The organism is Salmonella sp. 32082101201600294FB01SM01, from assembly GCF_017572865.1.
Taxonomy (GTDB): domain Bacteria; phylum Pseudomonadota; class Gammaproteobacteria; order Enterobacterales; family Enterobacteriaceae; genus Salmonella; species Salmonella enterica.
The window spans coordinates 1-628 of the sequence record NZ_JAGESB010000019.1 but is presented as its reverse complement, the minus strand read 5'-3'; the positions used below and the strand labels follow the sequence as shown (position 1 = coordinate 628).

The window sequence follows — 628 nt, the reverse complement described above, 5'->3', positions numbered from 1 at the left end:
ACGCTTAAACCGGGACAACCGTCGCCCGGCCAACATAGCCTTCTCCGTCCCCCCTTCGCAGTAACACCAAGTACGGGAATATTAACCCGTTTCCCATCGACTACGCCTTTCGGCCTCGCCTTAGGGGTCGACTCACCCTGCCCCGATTAACGTTGGACAGGAACCCTTGGTCTTCCGGCGAGCGGGCTTTTCACCCGCTTTATCGTTACTTATGTCAGCATTCGCACTTCTGATACCTCCAGCAACCCTCACAGGCCACCTTCACAGGCTTACAGAACGCTCCCCTACCCAACAACGCATCAGCGTCGCTGCCGCAGCTTCGGTGCATGGTTTAGCCCCGTTACATCTTCCGCGCAGGCCGACTCGACCAGTGAGCTATTACGCTTTCTTTAAATGATGGCTGCTTCTAAGCCAACATCCTGGCTGTCTGGGCCTTCCCACATCGTTTCCCACTTAACCATGACTTTGGGACCTTAGCTGGCGGTCTGGGTTGTTTCCCTCTTCACGACGGACGTTAGCACCCGCCGTGTGTCTCCCGTGATAACATTCTCCGGTATTCGCAGTTTGCATCGGGTTGGTAAGCCGGGATGGCCCCCTAGCCGAAACAGTGCTCTACCCCCGGAGATGA

1 rRNA gene is annotated in these 628 nt (G+C 56.4%); it reads right to left on the bottom strand.

The features are described from left to right. Positions 1-628, bottom strand: a 23S ribosomal RNA gene (locus tag J4645_RS22100); the annotation flags it as partial.